Origin of the sequence: Citrobacter sp. wls716 (genome assembly GCF_005280975.1) — a bacterium.
Lineage (GTDB): Bacteria > Pseudomonadota > Gammaproteobacteria > Enterobacterales > Enterobacteriaceae > Citrobacter > Citrobacter youngae.
Genome location: NZ_SZWX01000016.1, coordinates 1 through 24527, shown reverse-complemented (window position 1 = coordinate 24527; position 24527 = coordinate 1). Strand labels below are relative to the sequence as shown.

Annotated in this window: 26 protein-coding genes; 11 read left to right on the top strand and 15 right to left on the bottom strand. The window is 51.1% G+C overall.

The window, feature by feature from the left end:
* Nucleotides 1-187: 187 nt before the first annotated feature.
* From FDX24_RS01330 to aspA, 5 genes are all read right to left on the bottom strand, one after another.
* Nucleotides 188-763 (bottom strand): transcriptional regulator, encoded by a 576-nt coding sequence (locus tag FDX24_RS01330; RefSeq protein ID WP_101743244.1) that lies wholly within the window; start codon nucleotides 761-763, stop codon nucleotides 188-190.
* A 36-nt stretch (nucleotides 764-799) separates the two neighbouring features.
* A complete protein-coding gene (locus tag FDX24_RS01325; RefSeq protein WP_137363710.1) occupies nucleotides 800-2509 on the bottom strand; it encodes a protein-disulfide reductase DsbD in 1710 nt (569 codons plus the stop codon).
* Nucleotides 2485-2832: a divalent cation tolerance protein CutA gene (gene cutA, locus FDX24_RS01320; protein ID WP_003025447.1), complete on the bottom strand. Its 348-nt coding sequence runs from the start codon at nucleotides 2830-2832 to the stop codon at nucleotides 2485-2487. Before cutA ends, FDX24_RS01325 begins: the two co-directional genes overlap by 25 nt.
* Nucleotides 2833-2957: 125 nt before the next feature.
* Complete coding sequence (gene dcuA / locus FDX24_RS01315; protein ID WP_003830670.1) at nucleotides 2958-4259, bottom strand: anaerobic C4-dicarboxylate transporter DcuA; 1302 nt, start codon at nucleotides 4257-4259, stop codon at nucleotides 2958-2960.
* 115 nt (nucleotides 4260-4374) lie between these two features.
* A complete protein-coding gene (gene aspA / locus FDX24_RS01310) occupies nucleotides 4375-5811 on the bottom strand; it encodes an aspartate ammonia-lyase (protein ID WP_048212919.1) in 1437 nt (478 codons plus the stop codon).
* Nucleotides 5812-6148: 337 nt separating this feature from the next.
* Between aspA and FDX24_RS01305 the strand changes: the two genes are divergently transcribed.
* Nucleotides 6149-6628: an FxsA family protein gene (locus FDX24_RS01305; protein WP_048212918.1), complete on the top strand. Its 480-nt coding sequence runs from the start codon at nucleotides 6149-6151 to the stop codon at nucleotides 6626-6628.
* A 40-nt stretch (nucleotides 6629-6668) separates the two neighbouring features.
* Here FDX24_RS01305 and yjeH read toward each other — a convergent pair whose 3' ends face one another.
* Nucleotides 6669-7916 carry an L-methionine/branched-chain amino acid transporter gene (gene yjeH, locus FDX24_RS01300; protein WP_048212917.1) on the bottom strand — a complete coding sequence of 416 codons (1248 nt, stop codon included), beginning with the start codon at nucleotides 7914-7916 and terminating at the stop codon, nucleotides 6669-6671.
* 275 nt (nucleotides 7917-8191) lie between these two features.
* Here yjeH and FDX24_RS01295 point away from each other — a divergent pair, with 275 nt between their 5' ends.
* The 3 genes from FDX24_RS01295 (at nucleotide 8192) to FDX24_RS01285 (ending at nucleotide 10778) form a co-directional block, all read left to right on the top strand.
* Nucleotides 8192-8485 (top strand): co-chaperone GroES, encoded by a 294-nt coding sequence (locus FDX24_RS01295; RefSeq protein ID WP_005120976.1) that lies wholly within the window; start codon nucleotides 8192-8194, stop codon nucleotides 8483-8485.
* Nucleotides 8486-8528: 43 nt separating this feature from the next.
* Complete coding sequence (groL, locus tag FDX24_RS01290; RefSeq protein ID WP_003830576.1) at nucleotides 8529-10172, top strand: chaperonin GroEL; 1644 nt, start codon at nucleotides 8529-8531, stop codon at nucleotides 10170-10172.
* A 252-nt stretch (nucleotides 10173-10424) separates the two neighbouring features.
* Entirely contained in the window at nucleotides 10425-10778 is a 354-nt protein-coding gene (locus FDX24_RS01285) for a DUF4156 domain-containing protein (RefSeq protein ID WP_003025468.1), read from the top strand.
* A gap of 179 nt (nucleotides 10779-10957) precedes the next feature.
* Here the strand turns inward: FDX24_RS01285 and yjeJ are convergent, their stop codons facing one another.
* Together yjeJ and epmB are read right to left on the bottom strand one after the other, a co-directional pair.
* On the bottom strand, nucleotides 10958-11821 hold the full coding sequence (gene yjeJ, locus FDX24_RS01280; protein ID WP_040232941.1) for a YjeJ family protein: 864 nt from the start codon (nucleotides 11819-11821) through the stop codon (nucleotides 10958-10960).
* 183 nt (nucleotides 11822-12004) lie between these two features.
* Nucleotides 12005-13033: an EF-P beta-lysylation protein EpmB gene (gene epmB, locus FDX24_RS01275; protein WP_061067087.1), complete on the bottom strand. Its 1029-nt coding sequence runs from the start codon at nucleotides 13031-13033 to the stop codon at nucleotides 12005-12007.
* Between the two features lie 41 nt (nucleotides 13034-13074).
* On the opposite strand from epmB, the gene efp reads away from it, so the two are divergent.
* The 3 genes from efp (at nucleotide 13075) to ecnB (ending at nucleotide 14129) form a co-directional block, all read left to right on the top strand.
* The gene (efp, locus tag FDX24_RS01270; RefSeq protein ID WP_003025478.1) at nucleotides 13075-13641 is read left to right on the top strand and encodes an elongation factor P; all 567 of its coding nucleotides are present in this window, start codon (nucleotides 13075-13077) and stop codon (nucleotides 13639-13641) included.
* A 99-nt stretch (nucleotides 13642-13740) separates the two neighbouring features.
* The gene (gene ecnA, locus FDX24_RS01265) at nucleotides 13741-13875 is read left to right on the top strand and encodes a lipoprotein antitoxin entericidin A (protein WP_040232999.1); all 135 of its coding nucleotides are present in this window, start codon (nucleotides 13741-13743) and stop codon (nucleotides 13873-13875) included.
* A 107-nt stretch (nucleotides 13876-13982) separates the two neighbouring features.
* The gene (gene ecnB, locus FDX24_RS01260; protein WP_003025482.1) at nucleotides 13983-14129 is read left to right on the top strand and encodes a lipoprotein toxin entericidin B; all 147 of its coding nucleotides are present in this window, start codon (nucleotides 13983-13985) and stop codon (nucleotides 14127-14129) included.
* A gap of 30 nt (nucleotides 14130-14159) precedes the next feature.
* On the opposite strand, the gene FDX24_RS01255 is transcribed toward ecnB, so the two are convergent.
* Nucleotides 14160-14759, bottom strand: a complete 600-nt coding sequence (locus FDX24_RS01255) for a LuxR C-terminal-related transcriptional regulator (RefSeq protein WP_137363709.1) — start codon at nucleotides 14757-14759, stop codon at nucleotides 14160-14162.
* Nucleotides 14760-15018: 259 nt separating this feature from the next.
* On the opposite strand from FDX24_RS01255, the gene sugE reads away from it, so the two are divergent.
* Nucleotides 15019-15336, top strand: coding sequence for a quaternary ammonium compound efflux SMR transporter SugE (gene sugE / locus FDX24_RS01250; RefSeq protein ID WP_000118520.1), 318 nt, complete (start codon nucleotides 15019-15021; stop codon nucleotides 15334-15336).
* On the opposite strand, the gene FDX24_RS01245 is transcribed toward sugE, so the two are convergent.
* Nucleotides 15333-15866 (bottom strand): lipocalin family protein, encoded by a 534-nt coding sequence (locus tag FDX24_RS01245; RefSeq protein WP_137363708.1) that lies wholly within the window; start codon nucleotides 15864-15866, stop codon nucleotides 15333-15335. The two genes, sugE and FDX24_RS01245, sit on opposite strands and share 4 nt — an antisense overlap.
* Before the next feature lie 93 nt (nucleotides 15867-15959).
* Nucleotides 15960-17105, bottom strand: coding sequence for a CMY-2 family class C beta-lactamase (blaCMY, locus tag FDX24_RS01240; protein ID WP_101743240.1), 1146 nt, complete (start codon nucleotides 17103-17105; stop codon nucleotides 15960-15962).
* A 131-nt stretch (nucleotides 17106-17236) separates the two neighbouring features.
* Here blaCMY and ampR point away from each other — a divergent pair, with 131 nt between their 5' ends.
* A complete protein-coding gene (gene ampR, locus FDX24_RS01235; RefSeq protein WP_137363707.1) occupies nucleotides 17237-18130 on the top strand; it encodes a LysR family transcriptional regulator AmpR in 894 nt (297 codons plus the stop codon).
* Here the strand turns inward: ampR and frdD are convergent.
* The 4 genes from frdD to frdA are packed head-to-tail and all read right to left on the bottom strand — an operon-like array spanning nucleotide 18127 to nucleotide 21420.
* Entirely contained in the window at nucleotides 18127-18486 is a 360-nt protein-coding gene (gene frdD, locus FDX24_RS01230) for a fumarate reductase subunit FrdD (protein ID WP_048212909.1), read from the bottom strand. The genes ampR and frdD overlap by 4 nt on opposite strands.
* A 10-nt stretch (nucleotides 18487-18496) precedes the next feature.
* A complete protein-coding gene (gene frdC / locus FDX24_RS01225; protein ID WP_048212908.1) occupies nucleotides 18497-18892 on the bottom strand; it encodes a fumarate reductase subunit FrdC in 396 nt (131 codons plus the stop codon).
* A 10-nt stretch (nucleotides 18893-18902) separates the two neighbouring features.
* A complete protein-coding gene (gene frdB, locus FDX24_RS01220; RefSeq protein WP_003025540.1) occupies nucleotides 18903-19637 on the bottom strand; it encodes a fumarate reductase iron-sulfur protein in 735 nt (244 codons plus the stop codon).
* A complete protein-coding gene (gene frdA / locus FDX24_RS01215; protein ID WP_048212906.1) occupies nucleotides 19630-21420 on the bottom strand; it encodes a fumarate reductase (quinol) flavoprotein subunit in 1791 nt (596 codons plus the stop codon). The genes frdB and frdA overlap by 8 nt, the downstream gene beginning before the upstream one ends.
* Before the next feature lie 324 nt (nucleotides 21421-21744).
* Between frdA and epmA the strand changes: the two genes are divergently transcribed.
* Together epmA and yjeM are read left to right on the top strand one after the other, a co-directional pair.
* The gene (gene epmA / locus FDX24_RS01210) at nucleotides 21745-22722 is read left to right on the top strand and encodes an elongation factor P--(R)-beta-lysine ligase (protein WP_048212905.1); all 978 of its coding nucleotides are present in this window, start codon (nucleotides 21745-21747) and stop codon (nucleotides 22720-22722) included.
* 216 nt (nucleotides 22723-22938) lie between these two features.
* Nucleotides 22939-24441: a glutamate/gamma-aminobutyrate family transporter YjeM gene (gene yjeM, locus FDX24_RS01205; protein ID WP_137363706.1), complete on the top strand. Its 1503-nt coding sequence runs from the start codon at nucleotides 22939-22941 to the stop codon at nucleotides 24439-24441.
* Nucleotides 24442-24527 lie beyond the last annotated feature (86 nt).

Here is a 24527-nt window from a genome sequence, read left to right as displayed (position 1 = left end):
CTGCTCTACCGACTGAGCTATCCGGGCAACGGGGCGCATTAAACCGTATTCACGTCGGTCAGTCAATTAAATTTCGGGGAAAACCGTTCAACCGCTTAATATTGCGGCAATCTACGCATTTGTGCCTGAAGATTGAACAAAATAGGGAGGTGCCCCAGTCTCGCGCTCTCCAATAAGCATTGTGCGCTTAGGTCAGCGCCCCGCCCATACGACACTGAGCAAAACGCAGGATATCTTCGGCCAGACGATGTGCTGTTTCTACATCAGCATGGCTGCGATTAACCAGCATGCGACTCAGGCAGCCCTCCAGCACCAGTTCCATCTGTTTGGCGACCATTGCCGGGTCATCAACTTCCAGCGTCGTCAGCAGCTCATGGGTGAAGTCATGTGCAGCCTTTTTCTGTTGATCGGCCAACTGATGGACAGGATGGCCTGGATCGGGGTAAAACGTGCAGGCAGCGATGAACAGGCAGCCTGGATAGCGATTATTACTCACGCATTCGGACAGCGCGTTATAGCGTGCCAGTAGTTTCTGCTCAGCGCTCAGCGTGTCATCCAGCAAAAGCTGACGCCGCCAGATATCCACCCGTTGACTGAGGTAACGCAAGGCATCGTACAGAATGGCCTCTTTATCAGGCCAGAAGCGTTGCAGTTCATCAAGTGGATAATTGACATGCTCTGCCACCATTTCCAGTGTGGTATTGGCTATCCCTTGAACCTCAAGTAATTTCAGGGCTTCTCCCAGGACATCTTCACGTTGCACGGTATTCTCCTCCGTATTTCCTGTTGCAAGTGTCGCTCACGGTTGGCGATCGCGCAAATGTGCGCTGAAGGTCGCGGCATCCATAAAACCCGTTACCCGGGCCTCCGGATGCTCTTTTCCCTCGGCATCAAAGAACAAGATAGTCGGCAAACCTAAAACCTGTAGGTGTTTCAGCAGAGCGACATCCTGGGCATTGTTTGCTGTCACATCAGCTTGCAACAGCACCGTGTTGCCTAGCGCTTGCTGAACCTGCGGATTACTGAACGTGTACTTTTCAAATTCCTTACAGGCTACACACCAGTCGGCATACAGATCCAGCATGACTGGCCTGCCTTTAGCTTGCTCCAGCGCTTGATTTAACGCATCTACCGATGCCACCGGCGTGAAGTTAAGGTGTGCCTGGGTTTGAGTATGCGGCGCGCCGAACGCCCAGTCTTGCAGTGGACGCACGCATACCAGTGCTGCGGCTAACAGGACAATCTGCACGATACGCATCCCGGCGTGCTTTGCCTGCAGGCTGGTGATGAACGCCCAGCCAAAGAACGCGACGCCTAACAGTGACCATAAGCGAATGCCCCATTCGTCGCCAATAATGCGTTCGAGTAAAAAGACGGGAAGCGCAAGGATGACGAAACCAAAAGCGGTTTTGACATGTTCCATCCATGGGCCACTTTTAGGCAGCAGGCGGTTACCAAATACGGTAATCAGCATCAGGGGTAATCCCATCCCCAGTGCGTACAGATACAGCGTGCCGCCTCCCAGCCACATGTTCCCGCTCTGAGCGATATACAGCAAAATCGCGCTTAGCGGGGCTGTGGTGCAAGGGGAACAGATGAGGCCGGCAATCGCCCCCATCGCAAAGACGCTACCAGGAGAGCCGCCTTGCTGGCGGTTACTCATCAATGTGAGACGCGTCTGCAGCGATGAAGGGAGCTGCAGCGTGAACAGGCCAAACATCGACAGAGCCAGCAGCGTAAAGACAATGGCAAGCCCAATCAATACATAGGGATGCTGTAGCGCGGCCTGAAACTGTAGCCCGGCAGCCGCAACGACCAGACCCAGCGCGGTATAGGTGAGCGCCATTCCCTGTATGTAGATAAAGGTCAGCAGCAGAGCCCGCCCGGTTGATAAGCGTTGTTTACCGCCGAGTACGATCCCGGAAATCAGTGGATACATCGGCAATACACAGGGGGTAAAGGCAATGCCAATCCCGATCAGCAATGCCCACAGTGCGGAAAAGGGGAGTTGGGCGGCTGGCTGTGATTGTTTTTCCGGGGCGACTGTATCAGGCGTTGGTGTAGGCGTCGCATCTGTACGAGCCATGACTTCACTGAGTGGAACGGTTTTGGTTTCCGGCGGATAGCAAAATCCGGCATCGGCACAGCCCTGGTAAGTAACGGTCAGCGTTGCACCAGATGCGGCCTGATTGATCGTTACCGGAACGTTCAACTGCTTACGGTAAATTTCACTTTTGCCGTAAAACTCATCTTCATGCCAGACGCCTGGCGGTAGCTTTACCTCGGCAATATCAGCCTGAGACGGTGTAATGCTTATCTGTTTGCGGTACAGGTAGTAGCCGTCTTTTACCTGCCATGAGAAGTTCAGGTCATGTTGGTTTTGCTGAAAATCAAAAATAAATGCCCGGTCGGCAGGGACAAACTGCGAGCGGCCAGGCGAATCAAATAATCCGGCAAAAGTGGATGTGCTGCATAGCAGCAGGATCAGCGTAAGGATGCGTTGAGCCATGAGCGGTAATCAAAGTCTCCGTGAGTGACGGGTAAAACCAGAAGTTCAGGGGTTTGATATGGATGATGAGACTTCAGGCAATCGAGAAGCGCTTGCTGGTGCGTGACGGTAGTTTTTAAAATCATCTGGACTTCATATTCCTGCTCCAGCTTACCCTCCCAATAATAGAGAGACGTTGCACCGGGCAGCAGCGTCACGCAGGCGGCCAGTTTTTCTGCCAGTACTTTTGCAGCCAGATCCTGGGCGGTTGCTTCATCCGGGGCGGTACAGAGCACCACAACGGTATCGGGGATGGAGATATCCTGACTCTTAACATCAAGCATAAACACCTCGAAAGAACAGAGTAACCAGCAAGAGAACGGTAACTATACAACGGACGAGGGAAGGATGTTAGTTAAAGCGAGGCGGGGAGGTACTGCGGGATGCCTAAGCACCCCGCAGGTAAAACTTACAGCATGAAGCTACCCAGCAAGAAGCCGAAGCAGACAGCCAGAACCACACCCAGAGTACCCGGGATGAAGAACGGATGGTTAAAGACGAATTTACCGATACGGGTAGTACCGGTGTCATCCATCTGAACCGCCGCAACCAGAGTTGGGTAGGTAGGCAGAATGAACAGGCCAGAAACCGCAGCGAAAGACGCTACAGCGGTCAGTGGAGAAACGTTCAGTGCCAGAGCCATCGGCATCAGTGCTTTAGCCGTTGCAGCCTGAGAATACAGCAGAGCAGAAGCAAAGAAGAAGATGACAGCCAGCAGCCACGGATGACCCTGAATTACGCTACCTGCAGTATCTTTGATCCAGTCAATGTTGTGAGATACGAAGGTATCACCCAGCCATGCAACACCCAGGATACAAATACAGGCGCTCATACCGGCTTTGAAGGTGCTGGAGTTCAGGATGGAGTCAGTTTCAACGCGGCAGATGATTGTCGTCAGCGTCGCGATGCTCAACATGATGATCAGAATGGCGTTGGTGGTGTTCATCAGCGGTTTAGCGACCAGGCCAAGGCTTGGGCTGTTGACGATGGCGTAAACGACAACACAAACTACGCCCAGCAGGAACAACCAAACGGAGGTTTTCGCGCCAGCTTTGATTTCAACTTGTCTTTCACCGCGCAGTTCAACCAGACCTTCTTCCAGACGCTTACGATAAATCGGGTCGTCAGACAGTTTGGAGTTGAACAGTGCGGTGACCAGGAAGGACATCACCAGAACGGCCAGCAGGGTAGACGGAATGACCACTGACAGCAGGTGAATGTAGCTGATACCATGACCTTCCATGACGGAAGACATGTAAACCACGGCCGCTGAGATAGGTGATGCGGTAATCGCAATCTGTGCAGAAACCACTGCGGTAGAAAGCGGACGGCAAGGTTTGATCCCTTGCTCCTTCGCGACTTCAGCGATAACTGGCAGCGTTGCCAGAGAGATGTTGCCGGTACCGGCAAAGATAGTCAGGAAATAGGTCACGATCGGTGCAAGGATTGTGATGTATTTCGGGTTCTTACGCAGCAGTTTTTCAGTTTGATGGACCAGATAGTCCAGACCACCGGCAATCTGCATGGCGGAGATAGCAGCGATAACCGCCATGATAATGGAAATAACATCGAACGGAATATTACCCGGTTTTACGCCAATAGCGGCGAGAACCAGAACACCCAGCCCACCTGCAAATCCAATACCGATACCCCCAAGTCTGGCACCCAAAAAGATTGCCAGCAAAACGATGATAAGTTCTAAAACTATCATATTAGCCTTCCTTGTTGTTTAACAAGTTGATATTAAATTGTTGTTTTTAAGTAACTTGGTGCAAGAAAAAAGGCACGTCATCATGACGTGCCCTCTCTGGTACTACCCTACACGATTACTGTTCGCTTTCATCAGTATAACGTTTTGCTTTATAAGCCGGGTGCATCAGGTTCTGTGCAGAGAAGATATCGTCCAGTTCTGCCTCGGTCAACAGACCGCGCTCCAGGACAACTTCACGCACGCTCTTACCGGTTTCGGCACAAATTTTACCGACGATATCGCCGTTGTGGTGACCGATGAACGGGTTGAGGTAGGTGACGATACCGATGGAGTTATAAACGAATGCTTCACACACTTCTTTGTTAGCAGTGATGCCGCTAACGCATTTTTCCAGCAGGTTGTAGCAAGCATTGCTCAGAATGTGGATAGATTCGAACATTGCCTGGCCGATAACAGGTTCCATTACGTTCAGCTGCAGCTGACCTGCTTCAGATGCCATGGTAACAGTGACGTCGTTACCGATGACTTTAAAGCACACTTGGTTTACAACTTCTGGAACAACCGGGTTCACTTTTGCTGGCATGATGGAAGAGCCCGCCTGCAGTTCCGGCAGGTTGATCTCATTCAGGCCGGCACGTGGGCCAGAGGAGAGCAAACGCAGGTCGTTACAGATTTTGGACATTTTCACAGCCAGACGTTTCAGTGCACCGTGCACCATAACGTATGCGCCACAGTCGGAGGTGGCTTCAATCAGGTCTTCTGCAGGAACGCAGGCGAAACCGGTCACTTCAGCCAGTTTTTGCACTGCCAGCGGAGAGTACTCTTTCGGTGTGTTCAGACCCGTACCGATTGCAGTTGCGCCGAGGTTAACCTCCAACAGCAGCTCAGCGGTACGGCCAATGTTTTTCACTTCTTCTTTCAACAGTACGCTGAAAGCACGGAATTCCTGACCGAGGGTCATCGGTACAGCATCCTGCAGCTGGGTACGACCCATTTTCAGGATGTCCTGGAATTCAACAGCTTTTTGCTCGAAGCCTTCACGCAGCTGGTTCAGAGCATCAATCAGTTTGATGATGGATGCGTAAACAGCGATACGGAAACCGGTCGGGTAAGCGTCGTTGGTAGACTGACATTTGTTGACGTGGTCGTTCGGGTTCAGGTACTGATATTCACCTTTCTGGTGACCCATCAGTTCCAGACCGATATTGGCCAGCACTTCGTTGGTGTTCATGTTGACGGAGGTACCCGCACCACCCTGGTAAACATCTACCGGGAACTGATCCATGCATTTTCCGTTATTCAGGACTTCATCACACGCCGCGATGATGGCATTTGCCACGCTCTTAGGAATAGTTTGCAGCTCTTTGTTGGCCAGTGCCGCTGCCTTTTTAACCATTACCATGCCGCGAACAAATTCAGGAATGTCACTGATTTTGTTGTTGCTAATGTAGAAGTTTTCAATCGCTCTCAGAGTGTGGACACCATAGTAAGCGTCCGCTGGAACTTCCCTGGTACCCAACAAGTCTTCTTCGATACGAATGTTGTTTAACATGTGAACCTTCTTTTTCAAGCTGCCAATGATTTGACTAAACACACAGGATATATGTGATTTCGATTGTTTCCCGACCGACGATTATCCCCTGCATCGGTCTGATACCCGAGATCATATGCTGGTTCAGGATTTCTACCGTAATCTGGATCACTTAAAGCGTGGAATTTACCCCTTATTTATTATTCTGTGAAATAGATCACCCCTTTAGGATTAACACCAAATATTAGTGTACAAGCAGCTTGAAATTTTGCTAATCACCCCAATATTAGAGTGATGCAAGTCACACAATTTTCGAGCAGTTGTTGGTGAAAACGGCTGTTTTCAACAGGAGAACCCTTTGCGCTGGATACCATTACTTGCCATTTTTCTCTACGTTTACATAGAGATATCTATTTTTATCCAGGTTGCCCATGTGCTGGGTGTCCTGATGACCCTGATTTTGGTTATTTTTACCTCGGTTATCGGTATGTCTCTGGTTCGTAACCAGGGGTTTAAGAACTTTTTACTGATGCAACAGAAAATGGCGGCAGGTGAAAGTCCGGCTGCAGAAATGATCAAGAGCGTGTCGCTGATTATCGCCGGCTTGCTGTTGGTGTTGCCTGGTTTCTTCACCGATTTCCTCGGTCTTCTTCTTTTATTACCTCCGGTGCAGAAACATTTGACCATGAAGTTGCTGCCACATTTGCGTTTTTCGCGTATGCCAGGTGGTGGATTTAGTGCCGGAACCGGTGGCGGTGAGACCTTCGACGGTGAATTTCAGCGTAAAGACGATGAGCGCAACCGTCTTGATCATAAAGACGACGATCGTCGCGACTGACCCTGCAGGCCCGGTAAGTGCTACCGGGCTTTCTTATTGCTTATTTGGCCTCAGCCATTTTCCGGCTCGGTAAAAACAGCCACAGCCCTGCCAGCATAATCAGCGCATACAGGCTCTTCCAGCCTACCATCGCCAACAGCAGCAGACACAGCAGACCGCCAATAACCGCCAGCGCGCGGTATTGTCCTTTCAGTAATCGACATCCCGCCAGCATGCACAGCAGATAAATCATAATAAAGATGCCGTTAGCGTAGATGATTAACGCGTCGAGATTGATTTGCAGCATATAGATGCACAATGTACTGACGACGCAGCAGCCCAATACGGCGTTTAGCGCATTGCCCGGAAGATGGCGAGGGGATAGACGAGCCAGACAGCTCTCAGGTTTATATTGTGCTTGCGACCACACCAGACGGGCGAAACTTTGGATATAAATGTTCAGGCTGGCAAAGCAGGCCAGATAACCAATGATGCAGGCAACCCACAGGGCGTGAACGCCAAACAGTTGAACGACGATTTCAGGCAGCGATGCCGCCGCCGCCATCTGCTCTCCGTACGCACCAAAATGAAGTACAACGACGGTACATGCCCAGTACACGGAACCGGCCAGTAGCAGACCTATCATCAGCGCGCGCGGGAAATCCCGCTCCGGATTTTTGAATTCAGAGGCCAGGTGTGCGAACGCTTCAAGGCCAACAAAGCACCAGAACATCACCGACAGCGCGGCAAAAAGCCCGGGAAACTCAATTTTGTCAATGGCAGGAAAGGGGATCTCACTCGGTTTCAACTCGCCAGCCCACCAGATGGCGACAATCAGCGCGACGATCAGTCCGGCAATCACCGTTTGCAGGTTTGCGCTGGAGCTGGCACCCCGCGAACCGATGTACCAGACCAATACCAGCGTGCCGAGCTCTGCTAACAGAAGCTGCCAACCATGCCAGCCAAACATTGCCTGGCCGAATCCGGCGGCAATGTGCAACGCCGCAGGTAACCCCACTGGAATTACCGATAAAAAAAGCCACCCGGTAACGCGCTCAAGCCGTGAGCCAAAGGCCATGCCGACAAAATGCGCCACGCCGCCTGCGCTGGGAAAATGGCGACCGAGTACGGCAAAGACAATCGCCACCGGAAAGACTAAAACGATCAGCACCGGCCATGCCCACAGGCTGTTGTTGCCAGCAACCAGCGCGGCAAGTGCGGGGACGGCGAAAACGCCTGTACCTAACAATGATGTCGACAACAGGCCAACGCCTTGAGCCAGTCCCAGCTCTTGTTTTAATCCGCTCATAAGTTGTTATCCGGTTATGCCCATGTACCGGGCTACAGCGCAGATTTTCGATGGTATCACAATCGGATTTGCTTATGACGACGTAGCTGAAATCGTTATGAAATGTGAGGCGTGTCGGTGTTTTGACGGGATTTTCTGCTGATAAAAATTTTTTTTCGCTTGCCCCCTTGAAGGCACAAAAGCCCATCCCCATCTCTCTGGTCACTAGCCGGGATACCGTTTACGGGCCGGCGTCACCCATAACTGATAAAGACTTTCTCAAAGGAGAGCTATCAATGAGTATTCGTCCGTTACATGATCGTGTGATCGTCAAACGTAAAGAAGTTGAATCCAAATCTGCTGGTGGCATCGTACTGACCGGTTCCGCTGCAGGTAAATCAACTCGTGGCGAAATCATCGCTGTCGGTAAGGGTCGCATCCTGGACAACGGTTCTGTACAGCCGCTGGACGTGAAAGTCGGCGATATCGTCATTTTCAACGATGGCTACGGTGTTAAATCTGAGAAGATCGACAATGAAGAAGTGTTGATCATGTCCGAAAGCGACATCCTGGCAATCGTTGAAGCCTAATCCGCGAACGACACTGAACATACGAATTTAAGGGAAAGAGAAAATGGCAGCTAAAGACGTAAAATTCGGTAACGACGCTCGTGTGAAAATGCTGCGCGGCGTGAATGTACTGGCAGATGCAGTGAAAGTTACCCTCGGTCCAAAAGGCCGTAACGTAGTTCTGGATAAATCTTTCGGTGCACCGACCATCACTAAAGATGGTGTTTCCGTAGCACGTGAAATCGAACTGGAAGACAAGTTCGAAAACATGGGTGCGCAGATGGTGAAAGAAGTTGCCTCTAAAGCGAACGACGCTGCAGGCGACGGTACCACCACCGCAACCGTACTGGCTCAGTCCATCATCACTGAAGGCCTGAAAGCTGTTGCTGCGGGCATGAACCCGATGGATCTGAAACGTGGTATCGACAAAGCTGTCGCTGCTGCCGTTGAAGAACTGAAAGCACTGTCCGTACCGTGCTCCGACTCTAAAGCTATTGCTCAGGTTGGTACTATCTCCGCTAACTCCGACGAAACTGTAGGTAAACTGATCGCTGAAGCGATGGACAAAGTCGGTAAAGAAGGCGTGATCACCGTTGAAGACGGTACCGGTCTGCAGGACGAACTGGACGTAGTTGAAGGTATGCAGTTCGACCGTGGCTACCTGTCTCCTTACTTCATCAACAAGCCGGAAACTGGCGCAGTAGAACTGGAAAGCCCGTTCATCCTGCTGGCTGATAAGAAAATCTCCAACATCCGCGAAATGCTGCCGGTTCTGGAAGCCGTTGCGAAAGCAGGCAAACCGCTGCTGATCATCGCTGAAGATGTTGAAGGCGAGGCGCTGGCAACTCTGGTTGTTAACACCATGCGCGGTATCGTGAAAGTGGCTGCGGTTAAAGCACCTGGTTTCGGCGACCGTCGTAAAGCGATGCTGCAGGATATCGCTACCCTGACCGGTGGTACCGTTATCTCTGAAGAGATCGGTATGGAGCTGGAAAAAGCAACTCTGGAAGATCTGGGTCAGGCTAAACGCGTTGTTATCAACAAAGACACCACCACCATCATCGATGGCGTGGGTGACGAAGCTGCAATCCAGGGTCGCGTGACTCAGATTCGTCAGCAGATCGAAGAAGCAACTTCAGACTACGACCGTGAAAAACTGCAGGAGCGCGTAGCGAAACTGGCAGGCGGCGTTGCAGTTATCAAAGTAGGTGCTGCGACTGAAGTTGAAATGAAAGAGAAGAAAGCTCGCGTTGAAGATGCCCTGCACGCGACACGTGCTGCGGTAGAAGAAGGCGTGGTTGCTGGTGGTGGTGTTGCGCTGATCCGTGTAGCAAGCAAAATTGCCGGCCTGAAAGGCCAGAACGAAGACCAGAACGTAGGTATCAAAGTTGCGCTGCGCGCAATGGAATCCCCACTGCGTCAAATCGTACTGAACTGTGGCGAAGAGCCGTCTGTAGTGGCTAACACCGTGAAAGCGGGTGACGGTAACTACGGTTACAACGCTGCAACTGAAGAATACGGCAACATGATCGACATGGGTATCCTGGATCCAACCAAAGTAACGCGTTCTGCTCTGCAGTACGCGGCTTCTGTTGCGGGTCTGATGATCACCACCGAGTGCATGGTTACCGACCTGCCGAAAGGCGATGCGCCTGACTTAGGTGCTGCCGGTATGGGCGGCATGGGTGGAATGGGCGGCATGATGTAATTGCCCACTCCCTGCATCCTTCAGGCTGCAGATGCGTTGGCTGCGTTTGCTAACCCCAGTCACTTACTTGAGTAAGCTCCTGGGGATTAACAAACTGGCCGCCTTCCTGCAACCAGAATGATTTGGGTGCTCATCTCCCAGAATTGAGAAACCCCCGGGCAGAAATGTCCGGGGGTTTTTCTTTTGGTCATCTTTTTAGTATATGATTCAGCTACGGACATAACGTCCAACTAATTGATTATGGGGAATGACATGCACGTGAAATATTTAGCAGGGATCGTTGGTGCCGCGCTACTGATGGCGGGTTGTAGCTCCAGCAACGAACTGAGTTCAGCCGGGCAAAGCGTACGCTTTGTCGAAGACAAGCCTGGCGCAGAGTGCCAACTGATAGGCACGGCAACCGGTAAGCAAAGCAACTGGCTTTCTGGCCAGCACGGCGAAGAGGGCGGCTCAATGCGTGGCGCAGCAAACGATCTGCGTAACCAGGCTGCGGCAATGGGCGGTAACGTGATTTATGGCGTCAGCAGCCCATCGCAGGGAATGCTCTCCAGCTTTGTTCCTACCGCTAGTGAGATGATTGGGCAGGTTTATAAGTGCCCTAACTGATTACACTTCATCCTTCAACCAGCCCCTTTGTTGGCTGCGCTGTGAAACCCCAGTCACATAGTTATCTATGCTCCTGGGGATTTTCTTCGCTTGCCGCCGCGATGCAGATTGAATGATTTTGTGTAATAAAGTGGCCTGGACAGGCTCATGCAATCGTAGGCCTGATAAGCGCAGCGCCATCAGGCATTCTGAGTCTTATGTGCAGACTGAACGCGTAAATGATGCAGCGCGCGCAGGCACTGATCCTGATTGAGCTTTTGCGTCTTATCACCCGTCAACGTTCTGACAAACACCTGGCACGGTACACCGGCAAGTTTTTTCAGCCGTGGGCTGAAATCGAGCAGACGGCGAGTAATGGCTTCGGCCTCTTTGCTGCCGGAAAGGGCGCGAGTTTTTACTACCGAACCACAGTACTGGGCTTTTCCTTTATCATCCGTATAGCGGTAAATAATCGCCAGATAATGATTAAACAGGTTATGTTTCCATTCGGGTTGTGTATAAGAGTCGTATTCCAGATTGTCGTTTTGCTGGCAATCAACATCATACAGCGGCAGAAAATCCAGCAGCGATGTAATTCGTAGCGCTAAATCCCGCATGCCAGCATTATTTATTGCATGAATAATTGCATGCGCCAACACCTGAATCTGTAATTCATTAATCAGTAATTCATCTGTTTTCCCGTCATGCAGCGTCAGAGAAAATGCTAAGTTCTCCCCTTTATCATCCACTAACGTCAGTGAATTTATGCGACGGTTAATATCCGCATTCTTTAACTCATCTTCCTGAATTAAAGGAATATTTTCGTGCATCTTTTTGCTGGCTTTCTCGCATTCTTTCTCATATTGCACACGCTCGTCTTCGCTTAGTTGATGTTTGGCGTATAGCTTGCTTTCCAGAGCAATAAACAAGTCTCTTAGCCCAAGCGGAGAAAGAAAAAACAGCGACTCTTTATTTCTTGGTTCTTTTATCTTTAATGCCAAAGCAACAAATTCATTCTTCTGACGAATAACGCCGGTATTAATACCTTTAATACTGATAGCCATCAAAGGTTCTCCCTAACCATATATTTATTGATGTTCTGCATTTGAAACTATTGATAAAATTTACGAATGAATGATTTTACAGCGCTAATTAAAATAGCACAGATTAAAAGTGTGGCTCCACTTGTTGGAATTTAAATGATAAGTAATCGTGTCGAGTGTCCGAAATCGGACACTCAATAATGACTATTGTTGGCGTAACTGCAAATCCAACGGCGTTTTACTTGGCTCACCGCCAATTTCGCGCGCCAGTTTTGGGACCATATAGCCTGAAATCAGCGTCAGCAGCTCTCGCATGATTTTCCGTGCCTCATCGTCACTCACCATAAAGTGAGCGGCTCCCTGCACTTTATCCAGTACATGCAGGTAATAGGGCATTACGCCCGCATCAAACAGTGCATTGCTCAGGTTTGCCAGCGTTTGTGCGTTGTCGTTCACGCCACGCAGCAGGACGCTTTGGTTAAGCAATGTGACACCCACTTTACGCAAGCTGGCCATTGCCTGACGAAATGTCTCATCAATTTCGTTCGCGTGATTAATGTGATTGACCAGCAGAATCTGCAGGGAAGAGTGTGCAAAACGCTCGACCAGTCCTTCAGTAATACGCGCCGGGATAACAATCGGCAAACGGCTGTGAATTCGCAGACGCTTAATATGCGGGATGGTTTCCAGTTGCGTGAGCAACCAGTCCAGTTCATGGTCTTTGGCCATTAACGGATCGCCACCGGAGAAGATAATCTCATCCAGCTCAGGATGTGCGCTAATGTAGTCCAGGGCGACCTGCCAGTTGCGCTTATTGCCCTGGTTTTCAGCATACGGGAAGTGTCGGCGGAAGCAATAGCGACAATTTACCGCACAACCGCCTTTAACCAACAGCAGCGCCCGGTTGCGATATTTATGCAGCAGACCGGGAACCACGCTGTGCTGTTCTTCCAGTGGATCGGTCGAGTAGCCTGGTGCGGAAACGAACTCTTCCTGAGAAGTAAGTACCTGACGCAAAAGCGGATCGTCTGGATTGCCTTTTTCCATGCGGGCAATAAACGCACGCGGAACGCGCAGGGCGAAAAGCCGTCTCGCATCGCGTCCGGCCAACAGTTTTTCATCTGCGTCTATATTCAAAAGATGCAGAAGTTCATCAGGATCGGTCACAACATCGGCAAGTTGCGATAACCAATCTTCTCTGGATGGGGTATTTAGGGTTACAATATGCGCCATTTTGTGGCTTAGCTACCAGTTAACAATTTTCAGAGGGCCTTATGGCAACGTACTATAGCAACGATTTTCGTGCTGGTCTTAAAATCATGTTGGACGGCGAACCTTATGCGGTTGAAGCCAGCGAATTCGTTAAACCAGGTAAAGGCCAGGCGTTTGCGCGCGTTAAGCTGCGTCGCCTGCTGACCGGTACTCGCGTAGAGAAAACCTTCAAGTCTACCGACTCCGCTGAAGGCGCAGACGTAGCCGACATGAACCTGACTTTCCTGTATAGCGACGGTGAGTTCTGGCACTTTATGAATAACACCACTTTCGAACAGTTGGCTGCTGACGAGAAAGCGGTAGGCGATAACGCTAAATGGCTGCTGGACCAGGCTGAATGCATCGTGACCCTGTGGAACGGTCAGCCGATCTCCGTGACTCCGCCGAACTTCGTTGAGCTGGAAGTCGTTGAAACCGACCCAGGTCTGAAAGGTGACACTGCAGGTACTGGTGGTAAACCAGCGACGCTGTCCACCGGCGCAGTGGTTAAAGTTCCGCTGTTCGTACAGATCGGCGAAGTCATCAAAGTGGATACCCGCTCTGGCGAATACGTATCCCGCGTGAAGTAATATTCTTCATCTTTCAGGCTGCATCAGGCGGCCTGAATGATTTTGCGTATTTCTAAGATGTGGGTGCAGATTGCTGCGCCATACTTTTCCAGGGCAGGAATGATGAAACGTCTTCTCGGTCTTGTAATGCTTATCCTTTTCACCAGCACCCTCCTGGCGGGCTGTAATACGGCGCGCGGCTTCGGTGAAGATATCAAACATCTCGGTAATTCAATTTCTCACGCTGCCAGCTAGTCCCCTCATGTTGTCTTAAAAACGGTCGTTTATCCGTCACCCCCCCGGATCTTGTCTATTATTAAGTAGCTATACACAAACAATATTGGCTAAAAAAGGAAGACGTTATGGTTAAGAAGACAATTGCTGCGATCTTTTCTGTGTTGGTACTTTCTTCCGTATTAACGGCGTGTAATACGACGCGAGGCGTAGGTCAGGATATTTCTGAGGGCGGTAGTGCCATTTCTGGTGCAGCGACAAAGGCTCAGCAATAGCTATGAACGGTACGACGCACCGTCGTACCGTTAATTCATCTTCTCAGGTAGAGAGAGAAACGGTGAAAAGCGGTTCCCCAGGTGCAGCTTTATACGGATATTTCGCTTATAGGTGTATACCGTCTTACCATGAATGCAGAGCGCGGCGGCTATTGCATTGTTATCAACGCCATCCATCCACAACGACAGTACCTTCTCTTCCTGTGGTGTAAGCAGCGGTGTGGCATTTTTAGGTGTATCCAATACGGGGCGGATCTGTAGTGCATTCTGGATCGTGCGCGAAAGATCATGCAACGCGATGTGTTTGGACAATGTCGAGTGAGCGGCAGAGTGAGGGGGATCGATTGGGTTATGCGATCGGTCGCCTGATTGTAGTAAAATCAGCGGGATGGCGCCGCAGCTCATAAAAAATGGTGCGATGGGGGGGCTGGAGTGAATATCGCTGAGAAAACTACATAAATCTGCGATTACCAGATGTGGCTTCCACTGCAAAATATGCTCTTTAGCCAACATCAGATTATTAATCCCTGACACCAGAAATGAAGAGTTGAACATACCAGAATGATTAAGCAAGGCCTCTATCCCTGTGCGGGTGAAGTGGCACCGGTCAATCACTAAAATTTTAAGCATAAACCTTTCGCATTCAGAAGAGGATCAAATGGCTTTCTGAGTTCAGAAAGCTCTTCATCATAGAGAAGTCCAATGTGAGCCAAATGCGGGAACTACGCCTCTAATTGGGCTTAATTCTTGCTTTAAGTAAGCAATGAATAAAAAGGTTGAAATTCATTTTCTCCCGGGCAAAAATGCCATTTCATACATCCGCTTTGCAGGACGACCTGCAAACGCATCTTTCACCCGGGGACGGCCCCATTGTGTACTGGAGCCAGTCATGTCCTGGATCGTTTTACTTATCGCGGGCCTGCTTGAAGTTGTCTGGGCTATTGGTCTGAAATATACCCACGGTTTTACCCGTTTAACGCCAAGTATTATCACCATTGCGGCGATGATCGTCAGTATCGCTATGCTTTCCTGGGCGATGAGAACGCTACCGGTTGGTACGGCTTATGCCGTCTGGACCGGGATTGGCGCGGTAGGGGCGGCCATTACCGGCATTCTGCTACTGGGTGAATCAGCCAGTCCGGCACGTCTGCTCAGCCTGGGGTTGATTGTTGCCGGCATTATTGGTCTGAAGCTGAGCACTCACTAAGCGCCAGGCTGTTTCACCCAAATCAGCTTATTCACCTCAAACCCTTCCCGGGTCGCGATGGCTAACATTTGCTGTTTCATTTCATCTGAAATAGTAGGGGTCCGTGAAAGGATCCACAGATAGTCGCGATCCGGACCGCAAACCAGCGCGTGACGATATTCCCGGTCGAGTGCAATTACGTTATACCCACCATAGAAGGGGCCGAAGAATGATACTTTAAGCGCGGCCGTGCTTGGATCGCCGGTGAAATAGGCTTTGCCTTCCGTTTTTTGCCACATTTCCCTGTCCGGGTTATAGCCTTTGTTGATGACGTTGAGCCCACCATCATCGCGCAGGCTGTAGGTTGCGGTCACTTTTTCCAGCCCACGTTCGAATCGATGGTCGAAACGCGCAATTTCATACCAGGTGCCCAGATAGCGTTTGGCATCAAAGTTATTCACCACGGTAACGCCTTTCGGCGGTGTAGGAGAACTGCAGGCAACAACCAGAAATGCAGCCGTAACTGCAGCAACAACGGGCAGAATGCGCATGGGATATTCCTTGCTGTATTTTTGTTAAGTGTAGATGACAGCAGGAAAAGAAGTGGAAGAAAGGAGGCCCGACGGATCGGACCTCAACGCCGGTTACTGCAGTTTTTCAAGGATGCGCCATGCCGCGTCGACGCGAGCAGGATTCGGGTAGCTTTTATTGGCCAGCATCACGATGCCAAGATTTTTCTCCGGAATAAAAGCCACATAACTACCAAATCCGCCAGTCGAACCTGTTTTATGTACCCAGGAGGCTTTTACTGCGGGGGCAGGTGGGTTTACCTCAACGGCCGGAAGCGCCGCCAGAGCGATTTTACTGTCGCTGCCGTTGATAATAGTGTCTGCTTTTACCGGCCAGTTAAGCATTTCCCAGCCTAAGCCCTGGTACATCTCACCAATGCGCCAGTAACGTGACTGTGCGAGCCCGATGCCCTGCTGCAGGGTTTTCTCCTGCACGTGGCTGGCGTCCATATTGGCCTGAACCCAGCGAGCCATATCCATAATGCTGGATTTCACACCATACGCTTCGGCATCAAGCTGGCCTGGCGAAACATGTACGGGCTTGCCATCGCGATAGCCCCAGGCATAATCTCGTTGCTCGTTCTGCGGAACGGTAATCCAGGTGTGTGTGAGTTTTAATGGCTGCAGGACGCGTCTGATCATCGCCTCTTCGTAGCTCATTCCAGAGGGTTTCACCGCCAGTACGCCAAACAGACCAATGCTGGAGTTAGCATAGAGACGTTTAGCGCCCGGGGCCCACTGGGGTTGCCAGTTTTGATAAAAGCGCAGCAATGCGGTTTTATTCGTCACCTCGTCGGGGATCTGAAGCGGCAGGCCACCTGCCGTGTATGTGGCTAAGTGCAGCAGACTAATGTTCTGCCACTGTTTGCCTGTGAGTTCCGGCCAGTACCGGGTGACCGGATCGCTGAGTTTGATTTCGCCGCGGGCGATCGCATCGCCGCCCAGCACGCCATTGAAGGTCTTACTGACTGAACCGAGTTCGAACAGTGTGTTCTGTGTAATCGGACGATTATTGGCGATATCAGCTTTACCCCAGGTAAAGTAATACGGTTTTCCCTGGTAGATAACGGCCACGGCCATACCCGGAATAGCCTGCTCCTGCATCAACGGGGTGATGGTGCGATTAACGATATCGGCAATCTGTTGTTCTGTTTTTGCGGCGGCAAACGTGGAGAAAGAGGCTGTCAGCAGTAGTGCGCAGCATAACGATTTTTTCATCATGAAATCATTTCCGTAATAAAAAGCGAAAGGGTGTCCGGGCCCGTCAGACGCAATCAGTGTGTTTGATTTGCACCGTGTTGACAAACGGTTAAATTTAGCAGCAGATATAAGTTTTTCTAACAGGTTAGATGATGACGCGTAGCTATATCCCACTTAATTCTCTGCGGGCTTTTGAAGCGGCCGCCAGGCATCTCAGCTTTACCCGCGCAGCAATTGAGCTTAACGTGACGCATTCTGCCATCAGCCAGCATGTGAAAGCGTTGGAACAACAGCTGAATTGTCAGCTCTTTATTCGCGTTTCACGGGGCCTGATGCTCACGACAGAAGGTGAGAGTCTGTTACCTGTACTTAATGATTCTTTCGATCGTATGGCGGCGATGTTAGACCGCTTTGCCGGTAACCAGTCTCAGGAAAAACTGAAAATTGGTGTGGTGGGCACTTTTGCGGTGGGTTGCCTTTTCCCACTTCTACACGATTTTAAACGGTGTTATCCGTATATCGATTTACAGCTTTCCACGCATAATAACCGTGTTGATCCTGCTGCAGAGGGGCTGGATTATACCATTCGCTACGGAGGGGGAGCCTGGCACGATACTGATGCGCAATATTTATGTAGCGCGCTGATGTCTCCGCTTTGTTCACCCGAGCTGGCCTCTCAGATTCAGACTCCTGCAGATATCCTGAAATTTCCGCTATTACGATCGTATCGTCGTGATGAATGGGCGCTGTGGATGCAGGCCGCTGGAGAAGCGCCGCCGTCACCGACGCACAACGTGGTGGTGTTTGACTCGTCGGTCACCATGCTGGAAGCCGCGCAGGCGGGGATTGGTGTGGCAATCGCCCCGGTCAGAATGTTCACGCATTTACTCAGTAGTGAGCGTATCGTACAGCCGTTTTTAACGCAGATTGATCTGGGGAGTTACTGGATAACGCGTTTGCAATCTCGCCCGGAGACACCTGCGATGCGCGAGTTTTCTCGTTGGCTCCCGCCAGTGGCGGGCCTAATAGGTAACAACTGCGATTAGATAGTCAGAATGCCAATCGCTGTTACAACGGTCAGGATAGCAGCCAGGCCGTAGAATACCCATTTGCCAGCAGGCACGTGGATTTTCAGGTCATGCATAGCGTGGTGCATACGGTGTAAACCACACCACAGCGGCAGAACGATCATCAGGAACAGAAACGCACGTCCGATGAAGCTCTGGGCAAATGCCATAATGCGCTCATAGCTCAGCGCATCGCCCGGGAACAGACCCAGCGGCAGCATAATACCAACCAGCAGAACCACTACCGGCGCAATGATTGCGCCCCACATACCACCTGCACCAAACAGACCCCAGAATACAGGTTCGTCAGAGCGTTTTGGATTTGGATTAATCATCCCGGACTCCTTACCAGTACAGGGCTACATACAGTATGACTACGGTCACTACCGCAGTAACTACCCAGAGACCTTTGATGATCGGCTCTGGCCCCATTTTTTCGTCTTTTACGATGATGTTGGCGGCTTTCGGCGCCAGCTCAAACCAGGTTTTGGTATGCAGCAGTGCTGCAGCCAGGACAACCAGGTTGAGGATGACCACCACCGGGTTTTGCAAAAAGCCGACAAAGCCCATCCAGGACTCAGCACCATGCTTCAGAGCAAACAGGCCGAAAATCAGTTCAATACTGAACCAGACTGCCGGAACTGCCGTGCCTTCGCGCAGCATGTAAAAGCGATAAAATGGCAGCTTTTTCCACCAGGTGGACGTCATCGGCCGCACATAGGGTTTGCGTTTAGTCGTCATCATGCACTCCTTAGCGTGGTTTCAGGGTAGCGATAAGAAAGTCTTTTGAACTTTCAACTTTACCCTGCTGAATGGCCGCAGCCGGATCGACGTGTTTCGGGCAGACTTCGGAGCAGTAGCCCACGAAAGTACAGGTCCAGACGCCGTTCGGGCTGTTCAATTGAGCCATACGCTCCTTCTTACCGTGGTCGCGGCTATCTTCGTTGTAACGATGCGCCAGCGTAATCGCAGCCGGTCCAATGAACTCAGGGTTCAGGCCGAACTGCGGGCACGCGGCGTAGCACAGACCACAGTTGATGCAACCGGAGAACTGATGATACTTCGCCATCTGCGCCGGAGTCTGGGTGTTTGGACCCTGATCCGGTGTACGCGGGTTACCGATGATGTACGGTTTGATCGCTTCCAGGCTTTCGATAAAGTGCGTCATGTCGACGACCAGATCGCGCTCAATCGGGAAGTTGCCCAGCGCTTCAACCTTCATGCCGTTGGTGTAATCACGCAGGAAGGTTTTGCACGCCAGTTTCGGTACATTGTTGACCATCATGCCGCAGGAGCCGCAGATTGCCATACGGCAGGACCAGCGGTAGCTCAGGTCCGGTGCCAGGTTATCCTTGATGTAGCCCAGCGCATCCAGCAGAGACGTGGTTTCATCATAAGGAACTTCATAGAAAGCACTGTGCGGCGCGGTATCGGTTTCCGGGTTATAGCGCACCACCTCAACTTTCAGGTTTTTCATCTCAGCCATTCGCCTTCTCCTTCTTATCGGCTGCTTCCGCTTCGCCACCGTAAACACGTTTAGCCGGTGGCAGAGTGGTGATTTTCACGTCGCTGTATTCCAGGCGAGTCGTGCCGTCAGCATCGCGGAAGGCGAGGGTGTGTTTGAGGAAGTTCACGTCGTCACGCTCGGTGCAGCCTTCATCCAGACGCTGATGCGCGCCGCGGGATTCTTTACGCGCCAGAGCGGAGTGCGCCATACATTCAGCAACGTTCAGACCGTGACCCAGTTCGATGGTATACAGCAGGTCGGTGTTGAAGACGCTGGAAGTATCAGTGATACGTACGCGCTTGAAGCGCTCCTGTAGTTCCGCCAGCTTATCAACGGTTTTCTGCATGAGTTCCGGCGTACGGTAGATGCCGCAACCTTCTTCCATGGAGATACCCATTTCGTCACGGATCTTAGACCAGTTTTCGTTACCTTCCTGGTTAACCAGATCTTTCAGACGTTTTTCAACGCCAGCAACCTGTGCATCCAGAGCGGCACTGTTTGCAGCGCCAGCTGTTGCAGCGCGTTCCGCAGCTTGTTCACCGGCCATACGACCGAAGACCACCAGTTCCGCCAGGGAGTTAGAGCCCAGACGGTTAGCGCCGTGCAGACCAACAGAGGAACATTCACCCACCGCGAACAGACCTTTAATACGGGTTTCGCAGTGCTGATCGGTTTCGATACCGCCCATGGTGTAGTGTGCGGTCGGGCGTACCGGGATCGGTTCTTTAACCGGATCGACACCCACGTAGGCTTTCGCCAGTTCGCAGATGAACGGTAAACGTTCGAGCAGTTTTTTCTCGCCGAGATGGCGCAGGTCGAGGTGAACAACATCGCCACGTGGGGTGGAGATGGTGTTGCCTTTACGCCATTCGTGCCAGAAAGCCTGAGAAACTTTGTCACGCGGACCGAGTTCCATGTATTTGTTTTTCGGCTCGCCCAGCGGAGTTTCTGGACCCATGCCGTAGTCTTGCAGATAACGGTAGCCATTTTTGTTGACCAGAATACCACCTTCACCACGGCAGCCTTCAGTCATCAGGATACCGGAACCAGGCAGACCTGTTGGGTGATACTGAACGAATTCCATATCACGCAGCGGAACGCCGTGGCTCAGCGCCATGCCCATACCGTCGCCGGTTACGATGCCGCCGTTGGTGTTGTAACGGTAAACACGACCCGCGCCGCCCGTTGCCATCACGACTGCGTTAGCACGGATTTGTACCAGGGTGCCTTCCATCATGTTCATGGCGACCAGGCCGCGAGCATGACCGTCGTCCACCAGGATATCCAGAACGAAGTGTTCATCAAAGCGCTGAATTTGCGGGAACTGCAAAGAAGTTTGGAACAGCGTATGCAGCATGTGGAAGCCGGTTTTATCCGCGGCAAACCAGGTACGCTCGATTTTCATGCCGCCGAAGCGACGTACGTTGACGCTACCGTCTTCACGGCGGCTCCATGGGCAGCCCCATTGTTCCAGTTGCGTCATTTCAGTTGGGCAGTGGTGGACAAAGTAATCCACGACATCCTGCTCACACAGCCAGTCTCCGCCTGCTACCGTATCGTGAAAATGGTAGTCAAAGCTGTCATGATCCTGCGCGACAGCAGCAGAGCCGCCTTCGGCAGCAACGGTATGGCTGCGCATTGGGTACACTTTTGAGATCAGTGCGATTTTAGCGTTGGGATTTGCTTGTGCGGCAGCAATTGCTGCACGCAATCCCGCGCCACCGGCGCCTATAATGGCAAGATCGGCTTGAAAGGTTTGCACGACATTCCTCCAGATTGTTGTTATTTCATCCCCGCCCGAATTCAGATGCTTAATCGGATTCAAACAGGTTATGAACGCGTTTCCACTGCTCCTTTATAGGTACAATAGTATAGTCTTAGGGATGTGAGGGAAATTTGACGTGTTCGATTTTTTTAGCGTATCAGAGGGCTGAATTATCATTGAATTTGATTAATTTAATTACTAAACCACCCAATGTTGCTTTTTTTACCCGCCAGCCAGTGTTTATTATTCCCGCGTGAAATTTGTCTCGCTAGCGCGATACGAGTAGACTTCGTGCCCTTGTCTGAAATCGGAGAAACAACCATGAGCGAAACGGCAACCTGGCAGCCGAGCGCGTCCATCCCCAATCTGTTAAAACGTGCAGCAATTATAGCGGAGATTCGTCGCTTTTTTGCCGATCGTGGAGTGCTTGAGGTTGAGACACCTTGCATGAGTCAGGCGACGGTAACGGACATCCACCTGTTCCCGTTCGAAACGCGTTTCGTTGGCCCTGGTCATTCCCAGGGGATGAACCTCTATTTAATGACCAGCCCGGAATACCATATGAAGCGCCTGCTGGTCGCAGGATGTGGCCCGGTGTATCAGCTATGTCGCAGCTTCCGTAATGAAGAGATGGGACGTCATCATAATCCTGAGTTCACCATGCTTGAGTGGTATCGCCCACACTACGACATGTATCGCCTGATGAACGAAGTGGATGATTTGCTGCAGCAAGTGCTGGACTGTTCACCTGCCGAAAGCCTTTCTTACCAGCAAGCTTTCCAGCGTCATCTGGAGATTGACCCGCTGTCTGCGGATAAAACCCAACTGCGGGAAGTGGCGGCGAAGCTGGATCTCAGCAATATCGCGGATACTGAAGAGGACCGGGATACCTTGCTGCAACTGCTGTTTACAATGGGCGTTGAGCCACATATTGGCAAAGACAAACCAACGTTTGTGTACCATTTCCCGGCCAGTCAGGCGTCACTGGCACAAATCAGTACCGAAGATCATCGCGTGGCTGAGCGTTTCGAGGTTTATTACAAAGGTATTGAGCTAGCGAATGGTTTCCATGAGTTGACTGATGCACGTGAACAGCAGCAACGATTCGAGCAGGATAATCGTAAACGTGCCGCGCGCGGCCTGCCGCAGCAGCCCATTGACACCAACCTGCTTGAAGCGTTGAAGGTTGGGATGCCGGATTGCTCTGGCGTGGCGCTGGGTGTTGACCGTCTGGTGATGCTGGCGCTGGGCGCTGAGAGTCTGGCTGACGTTATCGCCTTTACCGTCGATCGTGCATAACGGGTTATCCCTCTACAATACAAAGTGGCGATAAAACCGCCACTTTGTAGCACATTTTTTCACTTTCCCTCTAATGGCCACAATTTATATCTGGATATCTGATATCGTTTAGGTATCAATTCTGTGTTGATTTTTAATTGCTGAACTCTGCAAAGAGAGCGGTGCCAATCGGTGAGCGGCGTTTGCGAAACGCTTGCCAGAGTAAGGGATAGTTGAATGACCCAAACAATAAAGAAGATGAGCCTGCCAGGTCTCATCCTTATGATATTTACGTCAGTTTTTGGATTTGCCAATAGCCCTTCGGCTTTCTATTTAATGGGATACAGTGCTATTCCATGGTATGTATTTTCTGCATTATTATTCTTTATTCCATTTGCTTTAATGATGGCGGAAATGGGTTCTGCCTATCGGAAAGAAGAGGGTGGAATCTATTCGTGGATGAATAATAGCGTTGGACCTCGCTATGCCTTTATCGGCACCTTTATGTGGTTCTCCTCCTATGTTATCTGGATGGTCAGTACTGCCGCGAAAGTCTGGGTACCTTTTTCAACCTTCTTATTTGGCGCAGACATGACCCAGCACTGGCGTATCGCGGGGCTTGAGCCTACGCAAGTCGTCGGACTGCTCGCCGTTGGCTGGATGATTCTGGTGACCTGTGTGGCATCCCGGGGTATTAATAAGATTGCGCGTATTACGGCAGTAGGCGGAATTGCCGTAATGTGTCTTAATTTAGTTCTGTTGTTAGTGAGTGTCGCTATTTTGTTATTAACTGGTGGCCACTTTGCTCAGGATATTAATTTCATTTCCTCGCCTAATCCGGGATATCAGTCCGGTCTGTCCATGCTGTCATTTGTGGTATTCGCCATTTTTGCTTACGGCGGAATAGAGGCCGTGGGTGGATTAGTTGATAAAACAGAAAAACCAGAAAAGAACTTTGCTAAAGGCATTGTTTTTGCCGCTATTGTCATTTCTGTTGGTTATTCACTGGCCATCTTTTTATGGGGCGTTAGCACCAACTGGCAGCAGGTATTAAGTAATAACTCGGTCAACCTCGGCAATATTACTTATATCCTGATGAAGAGCCTCGGGATGACGTTGGGTAATGCGCTGCATCTTTCCCCTGAGACCGCGATGGCGATGGGCGTATGGTTCGCGCGTATCACCGGGCTTTCGATGTTCCTTGCCTATACCGGTGCTTTTTTTACCCTTAGCTACTCGCCGTTGAAAGCGATTATTCAGGGTACGCCGAAGGCATTGTGGCCCGCGCCGATGACCAAACTGAATGCGGTGGGGATGCCGACGACCGCAATGTGGTTGCAGAGTCTGCTGGTAAGCCTGTTTATCCTGCTGGTTTCGTTCGGCGGCGATACGGCTTCAGCGTTCTATAACAAATTGACCCTGATGGCGAACGTATCCATGACGCTGCCGTATTTGTTCCTGGCGCTGGCATTCCCATTCTTCAAATCCCGCGAGGGGTTGGAAAGACCGTTTGTTATTTTTAAAACCCGCGCGGCGACGCTACTGGCAACAGGCGTGGTGGTGCTGGTGGTGACGTTTGCCAACGTATTTACCATTATTCAGCCAGTGATCGAGGCCGGAGACTGGAACAGCGCATTGTGGATGACCGGTGGCCCGATCTTCTTCTCACTGCTGGCGATGGCGATCTATCAGAACTACAGTCGCCGCGTTAACCGTCAGCCGGTTCTGGTGACAGAGTAAATTGGGCCGTTGTAGGCCGGATAAGGCAATGCAGCCATCCGGCAATCAGCATCGAATTGCCTGATGGCGCTACGCTTATCAGGCCT